At 72.4% G+C, this 22,303-nt stretch carries 26 protein-coding genes and 1 pseudogene; 17 read left to right on the top strand and 10 right to left on the bottom strand.

The annotated features are described in order from the left end of the window. Window positions 1-28: 28 nt before the first annotated feature. Entirely contained in the window at window positions 29-250 is a 222-nt protein-coding gene (locus HD596_RS45765; protein WP_185075592.1) for a hypothetical protein, read from the bottom strand. 133 nt (window positions 251-383) lie between these two features. Here HD596_RS45765 and HD596_RS45760 point away from each other — a divergent pair, with 133 nt between their 5' ends. Then, window positions 384-995 carry a TetR/AcrR family transcriptional regulator gene (locus HD596_RS45760; protein ID WP_185075591.1) on the top strand — a complete coding sequence of 204 codons (612 nt, stop codon included), beginning with the start codon at window positions 384-386 and terminating at the stop codon, window positions 993-995. Between the two features lie 237 nt (window positions 996-1,232). On the opposite strand, the gene HD596_RS45755 is transcribed toward HD596_RS45760, so the two are convergent. Beyond that, entirely contained in the window at window positions 1,233-2,060 is an 828-nt protein-coding gene (locus HD596_RS45755) for a hypothetical protein (RefSeq protein ID WP_185075590.1), read from the bottom strand. 173 nt (window positions 2,061-2,233) lie between these two features. On the opposite strand from HD596_RS45755, the gene HD596_RS65305 reads away from it, so the two are divergent. Continuing rightward, complete coding sequence (locus tag HD596_RS65305) at window positions 2,234-3,427, top strand: cytochrome P450 (protein WP_185075589.1); 1,194 nt, start codon at window positions 2,234-2,236, stop codon at window positions 3,425-3,427. Here HD596_RS65305 and HD596_RS45745 read toward each other — a convergent pair. Further along, window positions 3,422-3,694, bottom strand: coding sequence for a hypothetical protein (locus HD596_RS45745; RefSeq protein WP_313046356.1), 273 nt, complete (start codon window positions 3,692-3,694; stop codon window positions 3,422-3,424). The genes HD596_RS65305 and HD596_RS45745 overlap by 6 nt on opposite strands. Before the next feature lie 62 nt (window positions 3,695-3,756). On the opposite strand from HD596_RS45745, the gene HD596_RS65300 reads away from it, so the two are divergent. The 4 genes from HD596_RS65300 (at window position 3,757) to HD596_RS45725 (ending at window position 6,904) form a co-directional block, all read left to right on the top strand. Continuing rightward, window positions 3,757-3,954 carry a hypothetical protein gene (locus HD596_RS65300; RefSeq protein ID WP_313046355.1) on the top strand — a complete coding sequence of 66 codons (198 nt, stop codon included), beginning with the start codon at window positions 3,757-3,759 and terminating at the stop codon, window positions 3,952-3,954. Window positions 3,955-4,076: 122 nt separating this feature from the next. Beyond that, entirely contained in the window at window positions 4,077-4,667 is a 591-nt protein-coding gene (locus HD596_RS45735) for a TetR/AcrR family transcriptional regulator (protein ID WP_185075588.1), read from the top strand. Window positions 4,668-4,740: 73 nt separating this feature from the next. Further along, window positions 4,741-5,292, top strand: coding sequence for a TetR/AcrR family transcriptional regulator (locus tag HD596_RS45730; RefSeq protein ID WP_185075587.1), 552 nt, complete (start codon window positions 4,741-4,743; stop codon window positions 5,290-5,292). A gap of 124 nt (window positions 5,293-5,416) precedes the next feature. Then, the gene (locus HD596_RS45725) at window positions 5,417-6,904 is read left to right on the top strand and encodes an MFS transporter (RefSeq protein WP_185075586.1); all 1,488 of its coding nucleotides are present in this window, start codon (window positions 5,417-5,419) and stop codon (window positions 6,902-6,904) included. 5 nt (window positions 6,905-6,909) lie between these two features. Here the strand turns inward: HD596_RS45725 and HD596_RS45720 are convergent, their stop codons facing one another. Next, a complete protein-coding gene (locus tag HD596_RS45720; RefSeq protein ID WP_185075585.1) occupies window positions 6,910-7,521 on the bottom strand; it encodes a TetR/AcrR family transcriptional regulator in 612 nt (203 codons plus the stop codon). Between the two features lie 207 nt (window positions 7,522-7,728). Between HD596_RS45720 and groL the strand changes: the two genes are divergently transcribed. Then, window positions 7,729-9,354, top strand: coding sequence for a chaperonin GroEL (gene groL / locus HD596_RS45715; protein WP_185075584.1), 1,626 nt, complete (start codon window positions 7,729-7,731; stop codon window positions 9,352-9,354). Window positions 9,355-9,651: 297 nt separating this feature from the next. Next, window positions 9,652-9,879 carry a hypothetical protein gene (locus tag HD596_RS45710; RefSeq protein WP_185075583.1) on the top strand — a complete coding sequence of 76 codons (228 nt, stop codon included), beginning with the start codon at window positions 9,652-9,654 and terminating at the stop codon, window positions 9,877-9,879. 91 nt (window positions 9,880-9,970) lie between these two features. Here HD596_RS45710 and HD596_RS45705 read toward each other — a convergent pair whose 3' ends face one another. Beyond that, a complete protein-coding gene (locus tag HD596_RS45705) occupies window positions 9,971-10,204 on the bottom strand; it encodes a hypothetical protein (protein ID WP_185075582.1) in 234 nt (77 codons plus the stop codon). Between the two features lie 477 nt (window positions 10,205-10,681). Here HD596_RS45705 and HD596_RS45700 point away from each other — a divergent pair, with 477 nt between their 5' ends. Then, a complete protein-coding gene (locus HD596_RS45700) occupies window positions 10,682-11,062 on the top strand; it encodes a hypothetical protein (protein ID WP_185075581.1) in 381 nt (126 codons plus the stop codon). A gap of 133 nt (window positions 11,063-11,195) precedes the next feature. On the opposite strand, the gene HD596_RS45695 is transcribed toward HD596_RS45700, so the two are convergent. After that, a complete protein-coding gene (locus HD596_RS45695; RefSeq protein ID WP_185075580.1) occupies window positions 11,196-12,017 on the bottom strand; it encodes an isocitrate lyase/PEP mutase family protein in 822 nt (273 codons plus the stop codon). 78 nt (window positions 12,018-12,095) lie between these two features. Between HD596_RS45695 and HD596_RS45690 the strand changes: the two genes are divergently transcribed. Further along, window positions 12,096-13,010, top strand: a complete 915-nt coding sequence (locus HD596_RS45690) for a LysR family transcriptional regulator (RefSeq protein ID WP_185075579.1) — start codon at window positions 12,096-12,098, stop codon at window positions 13,008-13,010. Between the two features lie 254 nt (window positions 13,011-13,264). Here the strand turns inward: HD596_RS45690 and HD596_RS45685 are convergent, their stop codons facing one another. Genes HD596_RS45685 through HD596_RS45675 form a run of 3 tightly spaced genes read right to left on the bottom strand, consistent with a single transcriptional unit; the run spans window position 13,265 to window position 15,277 of the window. Beyond that, a complete protein-coding gene (locus HD596_RS45685; RefSeq protein ID WP_185075578.1) occupies window positions 13,265-13,771 on the bottom strand; it encodes an FBP domain-containing protein in 507 nt (168 codons plus the stop codon). Beyond that, the gene (locus HD596_RS45680) at window positions 13,755-14,354 is read right to left on the bottom strand and encodes a TetR/AcrR family transcriptional regulator (RefSeq protein ID WP_185075577.1); all 600 of its coding nucleotides are present in this window, start codon (window positions 14,352-14,354) and stop codon (window positions 13,755-13,757) included. Before HD596_RS45680 ends, HD596_RS45685 begins: the two co-directional genes overlap by 17 nt. Window positions 14,355-14,413: 59 nt before the next feature. After that, window positions 14,414-15,277, bottom strand: a complete 864-nt coding sequence (locus HD596_RS45675) for an SMP-30/gluconolactonase/LRE family protein (RefSeq protein ID WP_185075576.1) — start codon at window positions 15,275-15,277, stop codon at window positions 14,414-14,416. 188 nt (window positions 15,278-15,465) lie between these two features. Here HD596_RS45675 and HD596_RS45670 point away from each other — a divergent pair, with 188 nt between their 5' ends. The 6 genes and pseudogenes from HD596_RS45670 (at window position 15,466) to HD596_RS45645 (ending at window position 20,482) form a co-directional block, all read left to right on the top strand. After that, window positions 15,466-16,344 carry a putative protein N(5)-glutamine methyltransferase gene (locus HD596_RS45670; RefSeq protein ID WP_185075575.1) on the top strand — a complete coding sequence of 293 codons (879 nt, stop codon included), beginning with the start codon at window positions 15,466-15,468 and terminating at the stop codon, window positions 16,342-16,344. Window positions 16,345-16,564: 220 nt separating this feature from the next. Beyond that, a pseudogene (locus HD596_RS66280) lies at window positions 16,565-17,263 on the top strand (esterase-like activity of phytase family protein); the annotation flags it as partial. Window positions 17,264-17,361: 98 nt separating this feature from the next. Next, window positions 17,362-17,706, top strand: a complete 345-nt coding sequence (locus HD596_RS66275; protein WP_221519883.1) for an esterase-like activity of phytase family protein — start codon at window positions 17,362-17,364, stop codon at window positions 17,704-17,706. 78 nt (window positions 17,707-17,784) lie between these two features. Then, on the top strand, window positions 17,785-18,573 hold the full coding sequence (locus HD596_RS45660) for an HAD-IA family hydrolase (RefSeq protein WP_185075574.1): 789 nt from the start codon (window positions 17,785-17,787) through the stop codon (window positions 18,571-18,573). A 358-nt stretch (window positions 18,574-18,931) separates the two neighbouring features. Beyond that, window positions 18,932-19,588, top strand: a complete 657-nt coding sequence (locus HD596_RS45650) for a helix-turn-helix domain-containing protein (protein ID WP_185075572.1) — start codon at window positions 18,932-18,934, stop codon at window positions 19,586-19,588. Window positions 19,589-19,678: 90 nt separating this feature from the next. Next, window positions 19,679-20,482: a Gmad2 immunoglobulin-like domain-containing protein gene (locus HD596_RS45645; RefSeq protein ID WP_221519882.1), complete on the top strand. Its 804-nt coding sequence runs from the start codon at window positions 19,679-19,681 to the stop codon at window positions 20,480-20,482. Between the two features lie 354 nt (window positions 20,483-20,836). Here the strand turns inward: HD596_RS45645 and HD596_RS45640 are convergent, their stop codons facing one another. Continuing rightward, entirely contained in the window at window positions 20,837-21,541 is a 705-nt protein-coding gene (locus tag HD596_RS45640) for a helix-turn-helix transcriptional regulator (RefSeq protein WP_185075571.1), read from the bottom strand. Between the two features lie 77 nt (window positions 21,542-21,618). On the opposite strand from HD596_RS45640, the gene folE reads away from it, so the two are divergent. After that, window positions 21,619-22,269, top strand: a complete 651-nt coding sequence (folE, locus tag HD596_RS45635) for a GTP cyclohydrolase I FolE (protein WP_185075570.1) — start codon at window positions 21,619-21,621, stop codon at window positions 22,267-22,269. Window positions 22,270-22,303 lie beyond the last annotated feature (34 nt).

The raw sequence follows: 22,303 nt of genomic DNA, 5'->3' as shown, positions 1-22,303 counted from the left end.
ACTGCGGCCGTCGCCGATGTGCGGCCGGTCATCGCCCGCGCCCGCTCTGCTTGACCTTCTTGCTGCCCCAGCCGGCCAGCACCGCTCCGGCGACGGTGGCCACCGCGTAACACGCCAGCCACACCGTGAATCCACCGGGCAACCATGCGAGCAGCCCGGCGTTGTCGTGGTCGGCCAGCAGCCGGATGGCGCCTTGCGCTCCCAGGACCAGCAGCAGCATTCCGATGATCTGCACGGCGACGTGCTTCATGTGTGCTTTGTCTCCCATCGCCCCGACGGGCCGTGACGGCAGGCGGGGACCGCCCGCCACAGGTTGTGGTGCGATCGAACCATAACATTGGTCTTGGTACGATCGCACCACAAAAGTCGCGAGGATGGATCGCATGCCGAAACAGGTGGACCACGACCAGCGCCGTCGCCAGATCGCAGAAGCGGTCTGGCGCCTGGCCATCCGAGGCGGCCTGGAGGATGTGACTCTGAGACAGGTGGCCGCCGAGGCCAAGGTCTCCGCCCGGCTGCTGCAGTACTACTTCGGCACCCGCGACCAGTTGCTGCTCGGCGCGCTGGAGATCCTCAACGACGACGCCGAGCGACGAGCCCGCGAACGCCTCGCAACGCTCGGCGAAGCGCCCGGCATGCACGCGCTCGTGCGAGGAGTGCTGCTCGAACTGCTGCCGCTGGATGAGGAGCGACGCAACCGGCACCTGGTGTACGCCGCCTACTTCGTCCCCTTCCTGACCGATCCCGCCCTGGTCAAGGTCGCCCGGGACACGCCGCATGCGATGGAGGAACTCGTCGCCGCTCTGATCACGCAAGGTCAGGAGCTCGGCCAGGTGTCTCACGATCTCGACGCCGCGGCCGAGGCGGCATTCCTGGTGGCGGGCGCCGACGGGCTCCAGACCACCGTCCTGCTCGGAAAGCGGACCCCCGAAGAAGCCGTGGCCTTGATCGATCATCAGCTCGTCCGCATCTTCGCACTGACGACCCGCGACTGACATTGCCCTCAGCCGTCCCCACCGGGCCGCCCGCTCGCTCACCTGACCCGGCCTCGGGTCGCCGGATGGTGCCGGGCGGTTCGGCGTGGCCGGTCATCGATTGGCAGGGTCGGGAGATCGCGGGGCGCCGGCCCAGCGGTGGTGTTCTGCCGTGGCACACACCCGCTGGGGCGTGCTCCGGAGCCGGGAAATCCCGGCCGGCTCTCGTGAGGCGCGGCCGGGCGAACGGAGGGGCGTCTAGTTCCAGATCCCGGGGACCTCGGCCGGGACCTTGTCCCCGAGCTGGTCCCGGTCGAGCACGTCTCCCTGCAGGGGCAGCAGGACGGTGACCTGGCGACCCCAGTCCGAGAAGCGGGTGCTCGACTCGACCGTCATGGAGCCGTCGCCGTAGGGCAGGACGGCCTTGGCGGACAGCCGCTCGACCAGGCCGCCCTGGCCGAACCAGAGAGTGTACGTGATCTTGCCGCCGCTCTTGGAACGCGTGCCGAAGCGCGACGCGAACGAGGGCGACACCGCCGCGAGCTTGGTGGCCTTGATGGAGCCCTTCAGCACTCCGTCACGCCAGGAGGCGCGGTGGGACAGGAGCGTCTTGAGCGTGGCGGGCTCCAGGACGTTCAGCACCAGATTGCCCGGCGGCAGGCCGGTCCCGTAGCGCACCCAGCTCGTGCCCTGGGGCAACGCGGGATCCACGATCGGGCCGGAGACGTAGCTCGCCTCCCGCGTGGAGATCATTCTGATGGGCCCCTGCTGCAGGGCCTCGACCTCGGCCGGCTTCGACTTCTTCACGCTGCGGAGGAGGTCCTCGCTGTACTGCAGGGTCTGGGCCACATCGGACGCGGCCGCGCCGCGCCGGTCGAACCCGATCGTGCCCTCCAGCCCCGAGGTGACGACCAGGCTGCGCGTGTACGTCACCTTCGCCGTGGACTGCACGTTGACGGCTCTGCCGGCGGTCAGCTCGGCCTTGAGCGCCTTGACCGGGTCGATCTGGGGTGCCGCTTGCGCGGGCGTGGCGGTGAGTTGCACCACGCCCGCGACCACGGCGACACCGATGATGGCTCGCTTCATGGGTTTCCTTGGGAACGGTCCGAAAAGTCGCGAACAATCTGGTGCATCGAAGATCATCAGTCAAGTCGAATCGTGACATCCGGTATTTCCCGGACACCCCGTTCCCTTGATCTCACGTCGAACGGGGACGAGCATGGTCAACGGCGGCCGACGACAGGGAGAGGCGTGCCGGCGTGAACGACCACAGCGAGGACACGCGCAAGATCCCGCGTCCGGCCGCGCCCGGGGCCTGCCCGGTCCGGCGCGCCGACGACGGAACGTGGGAGGTCCGCGGCCACGCGCAGGCCCGCGCCGTGCTGCGCAGCCACGACACCGTACAGGCCGGGCTGGGCGTCGAGACCGTGGAGAAGCTGCCCGCCAGGGTCCGGCGGCCGGTCCTCTACCGGGACGGGCCCGAGCACCGCGAGGACCGCCGCCAGACCGCGCGGTTCTTCACGCCCCGCAGGGTGGACGAGCGGTATCGCGGCCTGATGGCGCGGGTCGCGGAGAGCCGGCTCGCCGAACTGCGGGCGACGGGGGAGGCGCACCTGTCGGAGCTGAGCTTCGGCATGGCGATCGAGGTGGCGAGCGCGATCATCGGCCTCACCTCCAGCAGGCCCGGGATCCGGGGCAGGCTGGAACGGTTCTTCCCCGAGAAGTTCGGCCGGCCCGGCCTGACCAGCCCGAGCGGGATCTACTGGCTGGTCAGGCAGAACGTCAACTGGCTGCGCGTCTACCTGGCCGACGTGCGCCCGGCGATCCGCGCCCACCGCCGCGAGCCGCGCGACGACCTCATCTCGCATCTGATCTCCGAAGGGTGCACGGACGCCGAGATCCTCGGCGAGTGCCTGACCTTCGCCGCGGCCGGCATGGTGACCACGCGCGAGTTCATCTGCGTCGCGGCCTGGCACCTGTTCACCGACGAGGCGCTGCTGGAGCGCTACCGCGCGGCGGACGAGCCCGGCCGCCTCGCCGTCCTGCACGAGATCCTGCGGCTCGAACCCGTGGTCGGGCGGCTGCGCCGGCGCACCACGGCCGCCCTCGACCTGATCGGCGCCGACGGGCCGGTCACGGTGCCGGCGGGCGCGGTGATCGAGGTGTTCGTCGACGCGGCGAACACCGATCCCCTGGCCGTGGGCTCGCGGCCGCTGTCGATCCGCCCCGGCCGCGCCATCGACGGGGCCCCGGGCGCCGCGGCGCTGTCCTTCGGCGACGGGCCGCACCGGTGCCCGGGATCGAACATCGCCATCCTGGAGACGGACGTCTTCCTCAGCCGCCTGTTCGCCATGGACGGCGTCCGGATGGCGTCGGCGCCGCGCGTGAGCTTCAACAACGACATCGGCGGCTACGAGATCCGCGGACTGATGGTCAGGGTGGGAGCGTCATGACTGGCGCGCCGCGGTGACCACCACCGTGGCGGACCGCATCGTTAAGGCGCCCCCCATCGCGTCGACGGCCGCGCCGACGCCCGCGAGCACCTCCCGCAGCGTGCCCGCCGGGAGCCGGGTGTGGAGGCCGGTCGTGGGCAACAGGTCCAGCCACTCGTCGCGGGTGTAGGACCGCTCCCAGTCGAACCGCCACTCCTCCACGTCGCCAGCCGTCCCCCCGGGACGCAGCACCCGCGCCGCCTTGGCCGCGCCGGCGACCGGGTCCACCCAGTGCCAGGCCCGTCCTGCACCGGCACTTCGAGGACTTCGACGCCTTCCTCGCCGAGTTCGTGCTCGATCGCGTCGACCGGATGGACGCCCAGACCGCCGAGCTGCGCGAGTCCGCCGGGACCGGCACCGTCGCCGGGAATCTCGCGGACGCGCTGACGGCCCTGTTCGGGTCGGTCGCCGGGGCGATCGTCGCCCTCGTCACCTTCCGGGACGAGCTGCGCGCCCGGCGTCCCGGTCCTGACGGAGGCCTGCATTAGGATCGCCTCCTATCTCGGCGCGGAGCGGGACCTGGGGTGCATCGCGGTCGGCGCCGACCGCGACACGCTCGCCGCAAGCAAGACGGACCGTATCGTCTCGTCTTGGTGCTATGCTGATCCGCATGTCCAAGCGCCCCGATCCCGCCCGCCGCAGTGAGCGCTCGCGGCAGGCCGTCCTCGAAGCGGCCCGCGAGCTGGTCTCCGAACTGGGCTACGCCAAGGTCTCGATCGAGGCCATCGCCGCCCGCGCGGGCGTGGGCAAGCAGACGATCTACCGCTGGTGGCGTTCCAAGGGCGCCGTGATCTTCGACGCCTTCCTCGCCCTCAGCCAGGTCGGCGACAGCATCACGCTGCCCGACACGGGCGACATCGAGGCCGATCTCAAGCTCGTGATGCGGGCCACGGTGGCCGAGTTCGCCGACCCTGCGTTCGAGGCGCCGATCCGGGCGCTCAACATGGAGATCATCAACGATCCCGACCTCGCCGCCCAGTACCGCGAGAAGCTGGCGGGGCCGGTCGACGAGGCCAAGAAGGCCCGGCTGCGCAGCGCGCAGCGGGCCGGCCAGATCGCCGCCGACGCCGATCTCGACCTGGCCCTGGAGCTCCTGTACGCCCCCCTGTTCCAGCGCTGGCTGCACCGCTCGGGCCCGCTCACCCCCCAGTACGCCGACGCCCTCGTCGAGCTCACCCTCAAGGCCCTGCGCCCCGCCTGACTCCGGCCGCCGCCCCCGGGCGGCTACCGCGTGAGCGAGTAACTGTACCTTCTGGATGGTACAGTTACTCGCCATGCGACCGAGCCAGAGAACCCGGATCCTGGACGCCGCCATCCGCGTGACGGAGCGCGACGGCATCACCGCCCTGACCCTGGAGTCGGCGGCCGAGGAGGCCGGCGTGACCAAGGGCGGGCTCATGTACCACTTCCGCACGCGCGACGAGCTGCTGCTGGCCATCCAGCGGCACCTGACCGACGCGTGGGAGGCCCAGCTCGTCGCCGAGCTGGGCAAGCCGCTGGCGCAGGCGTCGCCGCAGGAGGCCCTCGAGGCCTACGTACGGCTGGGCGTGCACGGAGCGGTGAGCAAGGCCGACCTGGCTTTCATGGTCGAGTCGGTCGCCACGCCGGCGCTGGCCGAGCCGTGGGACGACCTCATCGCCCGCTGGGCCCCACCGCCCACCTCGACCGACCCGCACGACATCGACCGGCTCCTGGCCCAGCTGGCCGTCGACGGGCTGTGGCTGTGGCGGGCCACGAGCATGATCCCCCTGTCCGAGCCGGTCAAGCAGGCACTCCACGACCGCCTGCTCAAGCTGGTGGCGGCGCGGGACGCCGACGCCGGCTGAAGCAGGAGTCCGAGCAGGCGTCCTCCACCCCCCATACGTGCCCAGCACCCCGGCGTTCGTCCAGCTCGCCGGGGCCCGCCGTGTGACCCTGCGCCACCACCCCTTTTTTCTCCGGAGGACCCCCATGACGAACACCGTGACCGAGCTGAACCCCAGACGCTGGGCGGCGCTGGCCGTCCTGTCGGCCAGCCTGTTGCTGATCACGATGGACATGACCATCCTCAACGTGGCACTGCCGCAGATCTCGGCCGACCTGCGGCCGGGCGCGGTCGAACTGCTGTGGATGATCGACGTCTACTCCCTGGTCGTGGCGGGCCTGCTGGTGGCCGTCAGCGCGTTGGGCGACCGCTGGGGCCGCAAGCGCATGCTCGTCTCGGGCTTCACCGTCTTCGGCCTGGCCTCCGTCGCCGTGCTGTGGGCCGACAGTCCGGCCGAGGTGATCGCCGTACGGGCGCTGCTCGGCGTCGGCGGTGCGATGATCATGCCGTCGACGCTGTCGATGATCCGCAACCTGTTCACCGACGCCCGCGAGCGGGCCACCGCGCTGGGCGTGTGGGCCGCGATGGCGGCGGTGGGCGGCGCGCTCGGCCCGATCGTGGGCGGGCTGCTGCTGGAGGCCTTCAGCTGGCACGCCGCGTTCCTGGTGAACGTGCCGATCATGGCCGTCGCCGTTGTCACCGGGCTGCTCCTGTTGCCCGAGTCGCGCAACCTCAGCCCGGGCCGCTGGGACGTCCTCGGCACGGTCCTGTCGATGGTCGGCATGATCGCCCTGGTCTACGCCATCAAGCACGTGGCCACCGAGGGCCTGGACGCCTGGACCGCCCTCACGGTCGTCCTGGCCGCGATCGCGCTGACTTGGTTCGTGCGGCGGTGCCTGCGCCGCCCCGACCCCCTCCTGGAGATCCGGCTGTTCCGCGGCGGCGCCTTCACCTCCGGCACCGTGGCCGCCTTCACCACCTCGATCGCCATGGCGGGCATGATGCTGCTCATGGTCCAGTGGGCGCAGCTGGTCCAGGGCTACTCGCCGCTGCAGACGGGGCTGGCCATGCTGCCCATGGCGGCCGGTTCCGCGGTCCTGTCGCCGCTGGCGCCGGCCCTGGCCACCCGGATCGGCGCGCGTACGGTGCTGGCCGGCGGGCTGATGGTCGGCGGGCTTGGCTTCGCGGTGCTCTGGGTCGCCCCGACGACCTATCTCTGGGTGGCCGTGTCGATCCTGCTGATCGGGGCGGGCATGGGCTCGCTGGCCATCGCCTCCGCCGTGATCATGGCGGGCGCCCCAGCGGAGAAGGCGGGCAGCGCGGCCGCCATCGAGGAGACCTCGTACGAGATCGGCGGCACCTTCGGCGTCGCGGTGCTGGGCAGCCTGGCCACCGCCCTCTACCGGGCCGAACTGCCCGAGGGCGCCACCGACGCGGTCCGCGAGTCGCTCGGCGGCGCGCTGGCGGCCGCCCGCGCGATCGGCTCCTCCGACCTGGCCGCCCAGGCCACGCTCGCCTTCACCGAGTCGCTCCGCACGACCAGCCTGTACGGCGCCGTCCTCATGCTGCTGGCGGCCGCGGCCGTCTGGTGGCGCACCCCCGCCCGGCTGGACCTGGCCACCGCCCAGCACTGAGCGCCCTACCCCTGGGGCCCTCCGGGCGGCGCGGCGGGCAGGACGACGGACAGGGCCTGGCGCAGGATGGCACCGAACGATTCGGTGTTGCCGGGCTCCAGCCAGCGCCGCCCCGCCACCCGGATGGCGCCGGCCACCGCGGCGGCCACGACGGCGGGGAACAGGTCGCGCCCGGGATCGGCGCCGGTGCGTGCCGCGATCGCCTCGGCGAGCGGCCCCTCCGCCATGGTGAACGTCTTCAGCGCCTCTCCCTCCAGCGCCGGCGTCGACATGATCATGCGCAGCCCGGCCCGGTCGGGCTCGGGGTCGGTGTAGAGCTCGACCACGGCCGCGATGACGGCCTCGTCCAGCGGCTCGCCGGCGGGCCGGGCCCGCAGCGCCTCCCCCGCCCGCCTGGCCTGGTCGGCGTGGAAGGCGCAGATCGCCTCCTCCCTGCTGGAGAAGTAGTTGTTGTACGTGCGGGGGGAGACGCCCGCGGCCGTGGCGATGTCATGGACGCGGACGAGGGCCAGCCCGTGAGGCCCCTGCTCGATGGCCAGGCGCAGGGCGGCATGGCTGATCGCCTCCCGGGTGGCCTGCTTGTTGCGGGCCCGGAGGTCCACGGCGTCGTCGTTCATGAGATGACTCTATCCGATATTGCGTGCCGCGCACTATGTGCGTGGCGCGCAAGTTGTGGGTAAAGTGCGGGGAGACGCCTGGCACTCACCCCTTGAGAGTGCCAGCCGCCGGGACGGCGAGGTCCGCGGGCAGGTCATGCCGCCTGCCCGCGGGCCGTCCGTCGCGGGCGCCGTCCCGGCACGCCCCCATCATGAGCAGGAGAGAACATGGCTTCGAAGATGATTTCGTTCGACGAGGACGCCCGGCGCGGGCTCGAGCGCGGTATGAACCAGCTCGCCGACGCCGTCAAGGTGACCTTGGGCCCCAAGGGCCGCAATGTCGTGCTGGAGAAGAAGTGGGGCGCTCCCACGATCACCAACGACGGTGTCTCCATCGCCAAGGAGATCGAGCTCGAGGACCCGTGGGAGAAGATCGGCGCCGAGCTGGTCAAGGAGGTCGCCAAGAAGACCGACGACGTCGCCGGCGACGGCACCACCACCGCCACCGTGCTCGCCCAGGCGCTGGTGCGCGAGGGCCTGCGCAACGTGGCCGCCGGCGCCAACCCGATGGCTCTGAAGAAGGGCATCGAGGCCGCCGTCGAGCGCGTCAGCGAGGAGCTCTCCAAGCTGGCCAAGAACGTGGAGACCAAGGAGCAGATCGCCTCCACGGCCTCCATCTCCGCCGCCGACCCCGAGATCGGCTCGCTCATCGCCGAGGCGATGGACAAGGTCGGCAAGGAAGGCGTCATCACCGTCGAGGAGAGCAACACCTTCGGCCTCGAGCTCGAGCTCACCGAGGGCATGCGCTTCGACAAGGGGTTCATCGCCCCGCTCTTCATCACCGACGCCGACCGGCTCGAAGCCGTCCTCGACGACCCCTACGTCGCGGTCGTGAACGGCAAGGTCTCCGCCAACAGGGACGCGCTGCCGCTGTTCGACAAGGTCGTCCAGTCGGGCAGGCCGCTCCTGCTCATCGCCGAGGACGTCGAGGGCGAGGCCCTGGCCACCCTGATCGTCAACAAGATGAAGGGCGTCTTCCGGTCGGTCGCGGTCAAGGCCCCGGGCTTCGGCGACCGCCGCAAGGCGATGCTGCAGGACATCGCCATCCTGACCGGTGGCCAGGTCATCGCCGAGGAGGTCGGTCTCAAGCTCGAGAACGCCACCCTCGACCTGCTCGGCCGCGCCCGCAAGGTCGTGGTGACCAAGGACGAGACGACGATCGTCGACGGCGCCGGTGACGCCGAGCAGATCTCCGGCCGGGTCAACGAGATCCGCGCCGAGATCGAGCGCACCGACTCCGACTACGACCGTGAGAAGCTCCAGGAGCGGCTGGCCAAGCTGGCCGGCGGCGTGGCGGTCATCAAGGCCGGCGCGGCGACCGAGGTCGAGCTGAAGGAGCGCAAGCACCGCATCGAGGACGCCGTGCGCAACGCCAAGGCGGCCGTCGAGGAGGGCATCGTGCCCGGCGGTGGCGTGGCGCTGCTGCAGGCCGGCGCCAAGGCGTTCGACAAGCTGGAGCTGTCGGGCGACGAGGCCACGGGTGCGGCGATCGTGCGCAAGGCTCTGGAGGAGCCGCTGAAGCAGATCGCGGTCAACGCCGGCCTCGAGGGCGGCGTCGTGGTGGAGAAGGTGCGCAACCTCACCCCGGGTGAGGGCCTGAACGCCGCTTCCGGCGAGTACGTCAACATGTTCGAGTCGGGCATCATCGACCCGGCCAAGGTGACGCGCTCGGCGCTGCAGAACGCCGCCTCCATCGCGGCGCTCTTCCTCACCACCGAGGCCGTCATCGCCGAGAAGCCCGAGAAGACCCCTGCCGCTCCGGCCATGCCGGGCGGCGGCGACATGGACTTCTAGCCCGAGCCCCCCTCCCGGGGTGACAGTCCGCTTCCGCGGGCGCACGTTGAGCAGGCCATACTCATGCGCCGCGCCCGGCCGCCCTGACCCTGGTCAGGTGGTGTTCGATGCTGACAGTCACCTTCGCCGGCCGGGCCGCGATCCCGGGCCCACCACCGGCAACGGATACAGCATCTGGTCCTGACGGGTGGACACGAACAACCCCGGGCCGGGCAGGGGGATCTCACGCCGGGCCAGCGCATCGCCATCGGCCTGCCGCGCCGGGCGGACGTGCGTGGCCCCGAGCAATACCCGGGCGTGCCGCAGCTCGAAGGCGCCTTCGTGCTGCGGGGCGCCACCTCCAGCCGCGTGTACGCGGGCCGGCAGATCACCTCGCCGGGGCCCCAGACGATCTCGTTCGTCGCTCCGTCGGTGGAGTCCTCGTACGAGGTGCTCATGGCCAAGGCGCCGCAGGGGCAGTCGCTCGCCGCGGTGCCGTTCCTGGCGGGGGGGCGGGCACCACGGCGCAGCCCCTGCAGGTCATGACCGCGCCCATGGTCGGCGCGCCGGTGTTCAACGGGCGACCGCCCGACGACTTCACCGGCGCCCTGCCGTACGCCGGCGAGCTGTTCGGCGTCTACCAGCCGCTGGCCGGATGATTCGGCCAGAACGGATTCCTGCGGGCCGCCGGGCGCTCGCCGACGAGCGGCCGGCCCGCCTCGGCGGCGGCGCGTTCGCCTGGCAGGCCGCCCGCGCTCGACGACGAGGGGCTGGCGGCGCTCGCCGAGCGGTTCGACACCCTCGCGCAGGGGGTGCTGTCGCCGGTCGGGCTGGTCAACCTGTTCAGGGAGTACTTCTTCGAGTTCGACACCTTCCTGCGTCGGCCACCTGTGGATCAGCTCCGGCGGCATGGTCGAGGTGGTCGAGAGCAGCACCCGCCGCACGCTGGTCGAGCGGACCGCCGAGGAGACCTCGCACAAGGTCGAGGAGAGCCTGACCGAGCAGGACGACCTCGCCGACGCCGTCAAGGACAACGTCCCGACCTCAGGGCCCCTGGATTCGGCGGCTCGGGGCCGCGAGCCATGGCCTCGAGTCGAGGGGAAGCTCACCCCGAGGTGGCCCGCGGGCGGCGGGGCCTGCCGACGATGGCGCGGAAGGGGACGTAAGGCGGGGGTCAGAGGCCCGTGTCCGGGTCGGGGATGAGGCGGCGGGCCTCCATGCCGTGAAGGCCGTCCCGACACCCCGCACGCGCGCATCGGCACCCTCCCTCGCCCGGGGTGCGGGTCGTGGTCGGCTGACGCCGGGTGCCCCCGCGGATCACGCGGGGCGCACCCGGTAGATTGCGCGCATGCCCTCCACCCCGCGCCCGGACGACCGCGTCGCCTCCGCGTTCCGGTTCGCCACCGAGCTGGTCGCCTGGGTCGCGACCCCGTGGGCCCTCGCCCCGCACTCCGTGCCGCTGGCCGTGCTGTCGGTCGTCGTGCTGATCGGCCTGCCGACGCTCTTCTCCACGCCCGGCGACAAACGGAACGTGATCGTCGCGGTGCCAGGGCCGGTGACGATCGCGCTGGTCCTGCTGCAGCTCGTGGCCGCGATGGCGGCGGCGTGGGCCGCCTGGCCCGTCGTCGTCGCCGGGGCGGTGTCGGTGCTGGCCGTGGTCACCGCGGTGCTGGAGCTGCCGCGCTGGCAGTGGCTACTCACCCGGCGAGCCCGCGCTTCGGCGAGCTGATCCAGCGATGGCGCTCGGGCGGTGGTGCTCGGGAAGCGGCGCTCGGGAAGGTCGGGTGGCGATGACCTACGCGGATGGCACTCGGGCAGTGGGGCTCGGCGCGGTGGCGCTTGCGAAGGGCGGGGGCGGCGACCTACTCGGATGGCGGGGCGAATGCCTCGTGGAGGTCGGAGATCGAGACCATCTCGGTGAGGAAGCCGAACCGGCCCGCCCGCATCTGCCGGGCTCCGTCCAGGAATGACCCCAGGGCGAGCCGGGAGAGCGCGCCGCCGATGCTCACCCGCCGCACCCCGATCTCGGCGAGCTGCTCCAGCGTGATCGAGGGGTCCGCGAAGCCCATCACCACGTTGACCGGCCTGCCGACGGACGAGACGACCGCGCGCATCTGGTCGAGCGTGCGCAGGCCCGGCGCGTACAGGACGTCGGCGCCCGCCGCCTCGAACGCCTGCAGGCGCCTGATCGTGTCGTCCAGGTCGGCGACGCCGTACAGGAGGTTCTCGGCCCTGGCGGTCAGAACGGGCGGGACCGGCAGGCCGCGGGCGACCTCGACGGCCGCTTGGATCCGCTCGACGGCGAGCCCGAAGTCGTAGATCGGCCGCCGGGGGTCGCCCGTCGCGTCCTCGATGGACGCCCCGACGGCGCCGCACGCGCAGGCGTCCTCGATCATCTTGGCCGCCTCGGCGGGCTCGTCGGCGAAGCCGTTCTCGAGATCGGCGTTCACCGGCAGGGGCGTCGCCTCGCTGATGAGGCGGCAGTTGTCGAGGACGTCCTGCCGGCCGGCCCGGGTGCGGCCGAGCATGTTGGCCACGCCGAGGCTCGTGGTGGCGATCGCCTCGAAGCCGAGGCCGGCCAGCAGCCGCGCCGTTCCGGCGTCCCACGGGTTGGGCAGCAGGAAGGGCTCCGGCCGTTCGTGGAGAGCCCGGAACCGCATGGCCCTGGTCGTCTGATCGGTCATGAGCCCACTGTCGTCGCCGTTCTCGCGATCCGTCAAATGCATAGATCTGACATTTGACATCAGGAATACTGATGGATCATGACGGTGGAAGAGCTCGAAGCGTTCGTGTGCATCGCCCAGTCGGGCGGGTTCACGGAGGCGTCCCGGAGGCTCGACCGGTCCCAGCCCGCGATCAGCCGCCGGATCAGGGAGCTGGAGCGCTCGCTGGGCGCGGCGCTGTTCGAGCGGGCCGGTCGGCGGGTGGTGCTCACCGAGGCGGGACGGGCGCTGCTGCCGTACGCGGAGGCCGCCCTCGCCGCGATGCGCGACGGCGAGCGGGCCGTACGGGACCTGTCGCGGGAGCCCGCCGAGGCGCAGGCCCTCAGCCTGGCCATCGTCGGCACCCTGGCCGACTCGCACATCGTCCGGGCGCTGCGCGCGTTCGAGGCGGAGTTCCCCGACGCCTCGGTCGAGCTGCGCACCGCGACCAGCCGCGAGGTGAGCGCGCTCGTGCGCGGCGGCGAGGCGTCCCTGGGTCTTCGCTACTTCTCCGACGCCGACCCCAAGCTGGAGTCGATCCCGCTCGGCGTGGAGAAGCTCCAGGTCGTGGTGCCCGCCTCGCACCCGGTCACCGCCCGCCGCCTGCCCGACCTGCGGGCGCTCCAGGGGGAGCGGTGGCTCGGCTTTCCGCCCGAGCGGGGGCAGTCGGACTCGTTCGGCCATCTCCTCGAACGCCTGCTGCTCGCGTCCGGGCTGGCCGACCCCGCGATCACCAGGATCGACAGCCTCACCGCGCAGCGCAGGCTGGTCGAGGCCGGGCTGGGCGTCGCGCTCATGCCCACCGGGAGCGTCCGGGAGGAGCTGCGCATCGGCAGCCTGCGGGCGATCGAGGTGGAGAGCCTGGACGCGGGCCTGCCCGTGGTCGCCGTACGGAGGAGGCGCGGCCACCGGAGCCGGCTGGCGGCGGCCTTCCTGGACAGGCTCAAGGATCACGCGCCTGAGCTGCTGGGTTGACGCGGGTGCGGGTTCGCCGGCGTTTCGATGGAACCGCCGGGCGGGCAAGCGCTGTCCAAGCCATGGGCGACGCCCGCACCGGCCGCCTCACAGAGCGCCCGGACGGCGCCGCGGACGGCCCTTCCCGCCCGCGGACGCGCGCTGGACGTCGCCCCCGCCAAGCCCCGTCACCTCGGGCCGCCGTCTGCAAGCTGTGTCACCTCGCGCCGCTGTTGCGAAGCCGCGTCGCCTCGGGCGGCTGTCGCCGAGTCACGTCACTTGAGATTGCCGTCGAGCACCCGGTCCAGGAACCCGTCCAGGTTGGCGGCCGCACGCACGATCCGCTCCGCCACCGTGAGCGACTCGAAGCGGGTGCCCAGTTCCGTGCGCTTCTTGTCGCGGACGTAGAGGGAGCAGGCCAGGTCCGCGCACATGTAGGCGCCGACCGTGTTGCCCTGGCGGCCCGCCGCTCCGGTCCTGGGCGCGGTGAACAGCGCCACCCCCGTGCCCGAGTGCGGCGTCACGCAGACCGAGCACAGCGTGGACTTCGTGAAGCTCCTGCGCACCTCCTGCGTCAGGCGCAGCGCCACGCCGACCGGCTCGCCGTCGCGCTCGGCCACCAGGTACGCCCGCTCGGGCGCCCCCGGGTCACGCCAGCCCAGGAAGTCGAGGTCGGTCCAAGGGGACTCGGACAGGTCGCGCGGGAGGCCGAGCCGGCGGGCCTCGCCCTTGGAGCAGTTGACGAAGGACGCGCGGATGTCGTTCTCAGTGAGGGAATTCATGATCGTTTCCTTGGGGGTTGCTCGGCCAATGCCTCAGCGCGACGTCGAGCACATCGAGGATCTTCGTCCAGGTGTCCTGGAGGTCGCGGGGGTGGTTGAACCCGGCGCTCGCCTCCAGGCTGAAGAATCCCTGGTACGTGCTGCGCAGCAGGCGAATGGCGTCGGTCAGGTCCGGCTCGGCGAGCCCGTACGCGCTCAGGTGCGCGTACGTGATGGACATGATCCGCAGATGCCCCGCGGACTCGGCCACCACGGCCGGGTCCAGGGGCAGCTGGGTGGCCTGGTAGCGGCCGGGCCGCGTCCGGGCGAACTCGCGCCACGCACTGGCGAACCCGGCCAGCGACTCCTTGCCCGCCCGCCCCGCCGTCGCGTCGGCCAGCCGGTCGGCCAGGTCGCGGGCGGCCAGGATCGCCACCCGGACCCGCAGGTCCTTGAGGTTCTTGACGTGTGAGTACAGGCTCGCGTCCGCGACCCCGAACCGGCGTGCCAGCGCGGACACGGTGATGTTGTCGAACCCGACCTCGTCGGCCAGTTCCGCGGCCGCCTCGGTCACCCGGTCCGCCGTCAGCCCGGCACGGGCCATGGCCACCTCCTGAACCTAAGCCATCTAGTTGTTTTCCTAGATGCCCTAGGTTAGCACTCTCACAAGGTAGTGAGGAGGACCGGCCGTCCCTTGACGCCGGGGTCGGCGGCGAAGAGGGCGCCCGCGTCCGGCTGCTCCGCCCGGTCCACGCCGAGCGCGGCGGTGGTGATGAACAGCCGGTCCAGGCCCTCGCCGCCGAACGTCACCGCCGTGACCCTCCGTACCGGCAGGCTGACCACGGCATCGAGCCGGCCGCCGGCGTCGTAGCGGCGTACGGCCCCGCCGTCCCACAGCGCCACCCAGACCCCGCCCTCCGCGTCGACGGTCAGCCCGTCGGGAAACCCGTCCTCCGGGTCCACGACGGCGAACGGGCGGCGCCCGCTCAGCCCGCCCTCCGGGTCGTAGTCGAGCACGTCGACGCGGCCGGTCGTGGTGTCGGCGTAGTAGGCCAGGGAGCCGTCCGGGCTGAAGTCGAACCCGTTCGAGATCGTCACCTCCGGCAGCACCACCCGCAGGTCGCCGCCGGGCCCGGCCACGTAGAACGACCCGCGCCCCGGGGTCTCGTCGTAGGCCATGCTGCCGATGTAGAAGCGGCCGCCGGGGTCGCAGCCGCCGTCGTTCATGCGGATCCCGGGGTCGGTCCACGCCTCGCCCAGGGAGTGGAGCGGGGCGTCCAGATCGTCGGAGTCGGACAGCAGCAGCTCGCGCTCGCCCGCGACCACGTACCCGCCCGACGCGCGCGGGCGCAGCGCGGCGGCCACCTTGCCCACGTGGCGGCGGCGCACCCCGCCCTGCGGGTCGAGCGCCAGCACGTCACCGGCCAGCAGGTCCACCCAGCGCAGCCCGCCCCACCGGCTCGACCACACAGGGCCCTCGCCGAGCTCGGCCACGGGGTCGGTCACGGGGTACGGGGCGATGGTCATGACGCTCTCCCAGGAGGTCGCGGGGTGGTGATCCAGACGGAATTCTGCCAGGAAGGCTCTGGTACGCTCTCGGGCAGATCGTCCTTAGGAGGTGAGCCCCATCAACGCTGTTGCAGGCCGGGTGCTCCCTCCCCGTGATCCGGATTAGGTGACCGCGGGAGCGCCCATCGGCATCCCGAAAGGCTCTCATGTCGGTTTTTTCGTCATCTGTCCCTTCAGCTCTCTCCATCCCCGCCATCGTCGCCAGGCTGCGCGCCGCCGGCTGCGTGTTCGCCGAGGACGAGGCCGAGCTGCTCGTCTCCACCGCCCGCACTCCCGCCGAGCTCGCCGCGATGGTCGAACGCCGCGCCGCCGGCGAACCCCTCCAGCACGTCCTCGGCTGGGCGGAGTTCTGCGGCCTGCGGGTGGTCGTGGAGCCGGGGGTGTTCGTGCCCAGGCCTCGTACGGAGTTCCTCATCGGCCGGGCCGCCGAGCTGGCCCGTCGCGTCCCGGGTCCGCCGGTCCTCCTCGACCTGTGCTGCGGCAGCGGCGCGGCCGGGGCGGCGCTGGCGGTGGGGCTGGGGGAGGCCGAGCTGCACGCCGTCGACCTGGACCCCGCCGCCGTACGGTGCGCCCGCCGCAACCTCGCCGCCGTGCCCCTCCCGTCGGGCGGCGCGCTCACGGGCCGGGTCTACCGGGGCGACCTGTACGAGCCGCTGCCCGCCTCCCTGCTGGGCCGGGTGGACATCCTGATCGCGAGCCCTCCGTACGTACCGTCGTCCTCCATCGACCTGCTGCCCCCGGAGGCCCGGCTGCACGAGCCGCTCATGGCGCTCGACGGCGGCGGCGACGGGCTCGACGTCGTACGGCGGGTGATCGAGGGCGCGCCGCGCTGGCTCGCGCCCGGCGGGCACCTCCTGGTCGAGACCAGCGAGCGCCAGGCCGCCACCACCGCCGAGGCCGTCGCGCGGGCGGGGCTGGCCGCCCGGGTGGCGAGCTCCGACGAGCTGGACGCCACCGCCGTGATCGGTACGCGCCCCGCCCCGGACCGCCCACCGCTACCGCCGCACGCTGCTGAACCGGAGTGACGGGGCGCGGCCGGTCACCGGGACCCGATCGCGCATGGCGGCGTGGCCGGTCACCGGGAGCGGCCCGTGTGTGACGGCGTGGTCGCCTCTTTTCGGGACGGTTTTCTTGGCGTGAATCGCCCTTTTTGATGGGCGGCGTGCCGTTATTTGTCCGTGGACTTAGCCTCTGATCCGCGCTTTCATTTTCTCCGTCGGTTCGGCATCGAATTACGGGGGTCAGATGGCTCGTTCGCGGCGAATCATGCATATCGCCGTCGCCTTCACGGTGGTGGCGTGCGCCGCCCCTCCGGCGTCGGCGGCGCAGCGGGATCCCGTGCGGATCACACGCTTCCTCGGGGAGCAGCGGCTGCCGCACCTGCTGAAGTTCGAGGACACCACGGTGGGCGGGCTGTCCGGGATCGACCGCGATCCCGGCACCGGCACCTGGTACTTCGTCTCCGACGACCGCTGGCGCTACAACCCCGCCCGCTTCTACACCGGGCGGCTGGACTTCAACCGGGACACGGGGGAGTTCGTCGGCGTGCGGCTGACCGGGGTCAGGACGCTGACCAGGGCCGACGGCACGCCGTACGCGGCGTACGGCCAGCCGGGCTCGGCCGACCCCGAGTCGATCAGGTACGACCGGTGGAGCGGGCGGCTGATCTGGGGAGACGAGGGGGACCGGCCGGACAGCGCCAATCCGGCCATTCCGATTTCCCCCTCCGCGGTGCACATGGCCGACCTTCAGGGGCGTAATGTCGGAGAATTGCGGGTGCCGCCGAATTTGCGGCTGACGGACACCGAAAGCGGGCCCAGGCGTAATTTCGGCTTTGAAGGGGTGGCGGTCACGGAAAGCGGCATCACCGCCGTCACCGAGGGCCCGCGCCACGAGGACGGGCCCGTGCCCTCGGTGACGCGCGGCGCGCCCGCGCGCCTGACCGTGTGGAACCGCCTGGGCATCGCGCGCGCCCAGTACGCCTACCCGCTGGACCCCTGCCGGCCGCCCCGGTCCCGTCCGGCGGGGACGCCGACAGCGGGGTGTCGGAGATCCTGGCCATCGACGACGACCGCTATCTCGCGCTGGAGCGGTCCTGGATCCAGGGCGTCAACTACCGGGTCAAGCTCTACGAGATCGACCTGCGCGGCGCCACGAACGTGCTGGCCAGGGACGACCTGGCGCAGGGCAAGCCATACCGGCCGGTGACCAAGCGGCTGGTCTCCGACCTGAGCTCCTTCCGGCCCCCGGCGCAGAACCTCGAGAGCCTGGCGTGGGGCCCGCGCCTGGCCGACGGGACGTGCACGCTGGTGATCGGTTCGGACGACAACTTCGACCAGGGCGAGGCGACCCAGTTCCTCGCCTTCGCCGCTACGGGGTGTCCGTGAGGACGCCGGCCCGGAAGGTGTGTCATGCCTGGTCAGGCGGCAGGGCTGGCCGCCACGAGCGTGGGTAGCGTGCTGGATATGGCCATTTTCGACCTGACCAGGGTCCGGGCGGTCGTCTTCGACACCGACGGCGTGGTCACCGACACGGCGCGGGTGCACGCGGCCGCGTGGAAGCACGTGTTCGACGCGTTCCTGCGGGGCCGCTCCGCGCCGTTCGACGTGCGCGCCGACTACCTGGCCTTCGTGGACGGGCGGCCCCGGCTGGACGGCGTGCGCACGTTCCTGGCCTCGCGTGGCATCTCGATCCCCGAGGGCGGGCCGCAGGACGAGCCGGGGGCGGAGACCGTACACGGGCTGGGGCTGGCCAAGGACGCGCTGTTCGTGGAGGCGATCGCGCACCACGGCGTGGCCCCGTTCCCCTCCACCGTCGTCCTGCTGCACGAGCTGCGGCAGCGCGGCTGCCGCACCGGCGTCGTCTCGGCCGCCAGGCACTGCCGGGCGGTGGTGTCGTCGGCGGGCCTGCTGCACCTGTTCGACGTGGTGGTCGGCGGCGAGGACGCCGCCGAGCTGGGACTGCCCGGCACGCCGGATCCCGCGCTGTTCCTGGAGGCCGCGCGCCGCCTGGAGCTGGCCCCCGGCGTGGTGGCGGTCGTGGAGGACGCGGTGCCGGGCGTCGAGGCCGCGCGAAAGGGCGGGTTCGGCCTGGTCGTCGGGGTGGACAGGAGCGGGTCCGGGGTGCCGGGGGACGGGCCGCGGGCCGCCGCGGGGACCGGTGCCCGGGCGATGCGGGCCGCCGGGGCGGACGTCGTGGTCGCCGACCTGGCCGACGTGGACGTCTCCGGCCGCGTGCCGGTGGGACGGCCATGAACGACGGGACGCTCGTGTACGACGGCGCCGACCCCAGCGGGGAGGGGACGCGGGAGGCGCTGCGCACGCCCGGCAACGGCCGGTTCGCCACCCCGGGGTGCGAGTGGTTCCGGCCCGAGCGGGCCGCGCTGCCGGCCTACCGGCACGAGCTCGACCTGCGGCACGACGTGCTGGGCGCGGGCTGCGGCTTGGCGTGCTGGTGCGCGGGCTGCGGCTGGATCCGCTGCCGCCCGGCCGGCTCGGGGTGCTGTCGATGCCGATCCGCTACCACGGACGCCGGCTCTTCATCGACGCCGACGGCCGCGAGGCACGCGTGAACGGCACCGCGCGCCGTAGCTACACGCGAGGAGAAACGATCATGACTGGCACCGGAGATCTCGGACGCCGCCTCATCCACTGCCGCGAACGCCTCGGCCTGACCCGTGAGCAGGTCGCCGAGCGTGCGGCCATGTCGGCCGGCTATCTGAGATACCTAGAGGAAAATCCGGATATGCCGGACACCGGCGCCCTCTACCGCCTGGCGGACGCCCTGCAGACCACGGTGCACGAGCTGCTGGGCGGCGGCCTGGACCGCCCGCCCGGGCACGGCCCCGCCATGGCCAACCCGACGATGGAGGTGCTGGACCCGGAGGAGTGCCTGCGGCTGATCTCGCCGGGCGGGATCGGGCGGGTGGCGTTCAGCGGCTCGCGCGGGCCCACCGTGCTGCCCGTCAACTACAAGCTGCACCACGGCGTGATCGTCTTCCGTACCGCGTCCGGCGGCCCGATGGACCAGGACCTCCGGTCGGGGCTGGAAGGGGTGGACATCAAGATCGCCTTCGAGGTCGACAAGATCGACGAGGCCAACCGCGAAGGGTGGAGCGTCCTGGTGCAGGGGGCCGCCCACCACGTGACGGCGGACGAGATGGAGGAGGTGGCCGACTCGGGCGTCACGCCCTGGGCGGGCGGCGAACGCCGCCTGTACATCCGCATCGTTCCCCAGCAGATCGCGGGCCGGCGCATCCACGGCATGTAGCGGCCCGGCGTTTCGCTGCTGATCAGAGGCGGTCGGCTGGGATACTTCGGTGGCCGGCCGGGCACGATCGCCACTGTCAGGAGGTGCCGCATGAAACGCTTCACCGGGCCAGCCCTTCCGGTGCTGATCGTGCTCGCGATGGCGACCGCCGGCTGCGGGGCCGTGGGGGACCCGCGGGGCTCGTCGATCAGCGTGACGGCCTCACCCGAGGAGACCACCCCGCAGGCCAGCCCCGAGACCACCCCTCCCGGCACGCCGGCCCCTCGCGGGGGCCTGGTCGCCGGCCGCTACCAGCCGCTGTGGCCGTTCTCGACCCCCGGCGAGGCGACGGCGTGGCAGGAGGCGCACCGCAGGGACGGCCGCGAGGCGTGGCACCTCGACGCCCGCCGCACCGCGCTCGCCTTCACCCGGGACTTCCTCCGCTTCACCGAGATCGACCGGGTCGCCAAGTCCGTCCGGCAGGGCGACCACGCGCGGGTGCACGTCGCCTACCAGGCCGAGGAGGGCCCGCGGCTGCTCGTGGCGGCCGTCGTGCACCTGGTCAAGTACGGCTCGGGCGAGGACGCGCCGTGGGAGGTGGTGGGCACGGACGACACCTCGTTCTCGCTCACCAGACCCCGCTACGGCGCCACCGTGCGGTCCCCGCTGACCGTGGGCGGCCGGATCACGGGCGTGGACGAGAGCGTCAAGGTCCAGGTCCGCCGGCCCGGCTCGACCACCCCGGTGGGGGAGGCGTGCTGCGTGGGCGCCGGGGGGACCGGCTCGCCGTGGACGGCCCGGGTCTCCTTCAAGGCGCCCCCGGGGCGCACGCTGACCGTCGTGGCGTCCACGGGCGGCCACGTGGCGACCGTCGAACGCTTCGCGGTGACGGGCGTGAACGTCCCGTCCTCCTGAACACCTGCCCCCGGTGCCGCCGCCGTCCGCGGCGCACTCCGCCGAGCCCGTGCGGTCGCTGAGGTCAGGGCGGCGGCCTTACCGAGGTCGGGCCAGGGCGGCGAACTTGCCGAGCGCGGGGCCCGGGCGGGGAGCTTGCCGAGCGCGGGGCCCGGGCGGCGGGCTTGCCGAGGTCGGGCCATGGCGGGGGCCTTGCGGAGGTCCGGGGTGGGTGGTGGCGGGCTTGCCGAGCGCGGGGCGGGTGGTGGCGCGGGCGTGCCCGATCCGCACGTCCCCTGCAGGGTCGGGTACCGCAGGCGATGGCGCGCCCGATCCCACGCGTCCCCCCCCGCAGGCTCGGCGCTGCCGCCCTCGTCAGGCCGGGCCGGTCGGGTGGAGGCGGACGCAGCAGTGTTCGGGGGCGGGTTCCAGGCGGGCGGTGACGCCTGTCGCGGCGAGACCTTCGAGCAGGCCGGTGAGAAGGCAGAGGTTCATGCCGCAGACCAGCTCGGTGTGCTGCCGGGCCAGGCTGTGGAAGGGACAGTTGACAAGGGTGATGGCCGCGCCCTCGGCGCGGGGCTCGAATCCGAGGGCCTCCAGGGCAGGCATGACCGCCGCGCGGGGATCGGGCGCGGAGGCGGTGGGGCGGGCCTCGCGGCCGAGTTCCCTGCCCAGTTCGCGGGCGCGCCGGTCGAGCACGGCGCGTGGTGACTCTCCTGAGGCCTGCGCTTCCTGGAGAGCGTCGGCGAGCAGGTGGGCGGCGGTTTCGTAGCGCCGGTCGGGCAGGGAGATCGTGATCTGCCCGAGCGCGCGCCGGTAGAGCTTGGCCGGGCGGCCGGCGCCGGGCCCGGTACGGCCGGTGCGGCGTTCGTAGACGGCTTCGAGCAGCCCTTCGGCCACCAGCTTGTCCAGGTGGAACGAGACCGTGTTGCGTGGCGCCTGCACGGCGTCGGCGGCCTGGTCGCGGCTCACCGGCGCCGGCTGTCGCACCACGAACTCGTACAAGCGGCGCCGGGTCGGCTCGTCCAGCGCCGCGACGGCGGAGACGCGTGCCGGCCAGGCCTCGTCAGCCTCGCTCATTCTAAAACCCATTCTTATTGACTAAATCGCTGGTCACCTTCTAACGTTAGCGAAACTTGTCAATAGAAGGGGGCGGCATGAGCGAGTCTGTGGCGCAGCCGGCCAGTGGTTCGTCTTCCGTCGTGTCCCCGGACCACCAGCAGCGACGCCTGCGCGTGGTCCGCGGACGCGGCGACGTGGACCTCGAGGCCGCGCAGCGCGCGGTGACCGACCTGCTGACCGCGCTGGGCCGGGACGCGGAGTCCGAGCACCTGGCCGACACGCCGAGGCGGGTCGCGCACGCCTATGCCGAGTTGCTGGCACCGCGCGAGTTCAACCTGACGACCTTCCCCAACGAGGAGGGGTACGACGAGCTCGTCCTGGCCCGCGACATTCCGGTGCAGTCGCTGTGCGAGCACCACCTGCTGCCGTTCCAGGGCGTGGCGCACGTGGGCTACCTGCCCGGCGACCGCATCCTGGGGTTGTCGAAGCTCGCCCGCGTGGTCGAGCTGTTCGCCCGCGACCTGCAGGTGCAGGAACGGCTGACCAAGCAGGTGGCCGACTGGTTGCAGCAGCACCTGGAGCCCAAGGGCGTCGGCGTGGTGATCGAGGCCGAGCACCTGTGCATGTCGATGCGCGGCGTGCAGGCCCGCGGATCCCGCACGGTGACGTCGGCCCTGCAGGGGCTGCTCCGGGAGGATCCGCGCTCCCGGCAGGAATTCTTCGCGCTGGCCGGCGTCCACGGCTAGCCCCTCGTACGAGCCCTTCCACCTACGAGCAGAC

It is taken from the genome of Nonomuraea jabiensis, assembly GCF_014204795.1.
GTDB lineage: Bacteria > Actinomycetota > Actinomycetes > Streptosporangiales > Streptosporangiaceae > Nonomuraea > Nonomuraea jabiensis.
The sequence above is the reverse complement of the archived record's forward strand: the minus strand, read 5'-3'. Positions and strand labels throughout refer to the sequence as shown.